We start from the raw sequence: 2751 nt of genomic DNA on the forward strand, positions 1-2751 counted from the left end.
AAAAGAATCAAATGAATATTGTTTTAATGATCCTGAATCTTTTCTCACATCAATTCAATTATTAAGAAATTATTATTTAGCACTTTCAAGTAGTTCTAACAGGTTCAGAACCAGTTTTGAGAAATTGCTTTTAGACTTTACTAGTTTATCTGTAGTTCCAAAAATTGGAGATGACATATTAAGAATAATGCACGAAGATGGATTTGGTATTGGGGCACTCCTATTGAAACCCATGTTTGATGCTGAAAAAAAATATGAGGAAGAGTTTAAAACACATGATGAATATGTAAAATATTTGGAAAAGTACGTAACTGATATTAATGCACTTGCAGACCAAAAATTAATATTAGACACAATTAGTTTCCTCATTAAACTTGGAAATATACTTGAGGAAGATGAGTCGCCAAGTGGTAATTTATCTGCTCAAGACCGATATTTTCCGGTATTTTTAATCTTAAAAACAAATCCAAATTTAGAACTAAACACATTGAAATCAGTTCTAAAAGAAATTGACTACAAAGGAGTAGACGAACTTTTATTAAAGGCTTCTGGCAATTTTAAGCAACTGAGCAATGAAGAAAAGTTAGGGCTTATCCTTTATGATTTTATCCTTTGGGATGAACCAGATGCAGGCCTAGATATCAAGTTGGCGGATATAACTGCCGCAAGATCTATTTTTTCGCTTGCGACCCAAAATGCCTCTCTTGGAGAAGAGCTGATCGGTGGGTTTAATGACAATGCTTCTTTTGAAATCTTCCAGTTTTTTAACGTAGAGTTCAATCGGGCAGGATTTCATGAGTTCTGTTTGGAACTTTGGAAGGAACTTTCTGCTGAATGGAACATCGAAATCTTGCAAGTATTGGTGGCTAAAGTAACGCTTCGTTTCCATCCCGCTACCTACAAAAACAATCCTGTCTTGGAGGATTACTTGGAAATCTATTATCCAGTACTCGATCTTTCTGATATACCTAGTTCGGATGTTCTGGATTCTAGTATAGTAGAATCTAAATCTGAAGAAAAGAAAGAAAAAGGAACTCAAGAAGCAGCCGCTCCCAAGAAACAAAAGGCGGTTCCCGAAGATAAAGGGAAGAAAAAGAAGGAGCCTGAGAAAGGCCCTTATATCCTTGATGAAACTGAAAAAACGTTAAAAATAACTTCAATGCCACACAGTATTTTGTTTGTTCTTCTACAGGTGGGATCAAAGTTAGATCGGTTTACCGAGGCAGAAATCGCAGACATCCAATCCACCGCCGTTACTATGGGCGAATGGTTTGATATGGACGAAGACGAGTGCTTAAAAGCACTTCATGAAACCCTCGAACTCTTGAAAAAATGTAAAGCTATTTTCAATAACGATGGGATGGATGCGTATGTGTTTTTAAATTGCGTGGGGATTTACAATAATGTGTCCGATGAAGCAGTTCGGGAGGACATCATTCGATACATGAATGACCTAGCAAATGCCGATGGCAAAGTGACATCTAAAGAGAAAGAGAACTTACATTTCTATGGTATGTTGATCAGACACGGTAACGTCGATTTCAATGATCCTTTAAAAAATTTGGTTGAAGAAGCTGAAAATAAAAAATCTGCTCCCGAAACTAAAGATAAGCCTCAAAAGACTAAAAAAGTAAAAATTGGCGAGCACATAGTTATTGATGCATCAACAAATACGCTCATCTGCAATCTATTTCATAAAATATTGTTTGTTATTATTAACACAGGTTCGAATTTTAAACCAGTAGGAGAATATGATGAGTCAGATCCTGAAATTTTAAGGTATACCGATGATGCAGTTAATGATGTATCCCAGTCGGCAGTGGCCATGGGAAGTTGGTTTAATTATGATGAGGATGATTGCGCAGACTTTTTAAACGAGACCTATGAAATGATTGGAGAGTTAAAAAAACAATCGTTCATCTTATCGGATATAGCTGCTTCTTTCTGCTATATTATCCATGAAAAAATTGATACAGATGAAGGTCGAAATGATATTGTTAGATTCATGATGGATCATGCACAAGTTGATGGGGAAATTGATGAATTAGAAGACATATATCTTGATTTAAATAAGAGTAAGATTTTATTTGGCAGACTATTTTAATTTATTGATTTCTATTAAAAAATTTATTTACAGACCTGTTCAAAGCTTTGGATTTAAATTGTTTTTTATTCAAATTTAACGTTTGAAATCATAAAAAGCCACTGAGGACACTTAGTGGCTTTTTATTTTTAGAAACTCTTTCTTGGATTTTAGTCTTCTCAATTATAGTATACCGGATGTTGTACTAAATGCTTTTACAAAGAGCAAATATCCGAGCTATTGATTTTACAATAATTGTGAAAAAATAATATTAAATTAATTTATTGAATATGAACACAATTAAAATATTTTTGGATTTAAAAAGATATTTTTAAATTAAGCAAATAATCTACCACTATCATTTAGAATATTAATAATTAATCTCTTAGGGTTATTTATTAAGCCTATAGCTAAGAAAAATATGGCATCAGAATCATCAAACAATTCAAATTCAGGATTAAGTTTACAGCAGCAATTATTTGCTGGCATTAAAGTGGTATATCCTGCTGCGGAAGCAAAGAAAATAAATAAAGATAATTTCCTCGATATCTACATTCCATCTGTGAGTCCTGCTAGGGGAACTCATTTATTTTTTAACACCGTTAAAGGAGCAATTAAGGTCGGGTATTATACTAGAGATGAAGATTTTATCAATAAGGTTGTTTCTC

General features: G+C 33.4%; 2 protein-coding genes. Both read left to right on the forward strand.

Features of this window, described 5'->3' with window-relative positions; translation table 11 throughout:
• Positions 1–2104 (forward strand): hypothetical protein (locus tag ACIQ0D_RS12560; protein ID WP_395806135.1); only part of this gene is annotated, 2104 nt, incomplete at its 5' end.
• Between the two features lie 400 nt (positions 2105–2504).
• A partial coding sequence (locus tag ACIQ0D_RS12565) for a hypothetical protein (RefSeq protein ID WP_395806137.1) occupies positions 2505–2751 on the forward strand: 247 nt, incomplete at its 3' end.

The organism is Daejeonella sp. (assembly GCF_044342615.1).
Classification (GTDB): domain Bacteria; phylum Bacteroidota; class Bacteroidia; order Sphingobacteriales; family Sphingobacteriaceae; genus Daejeonella.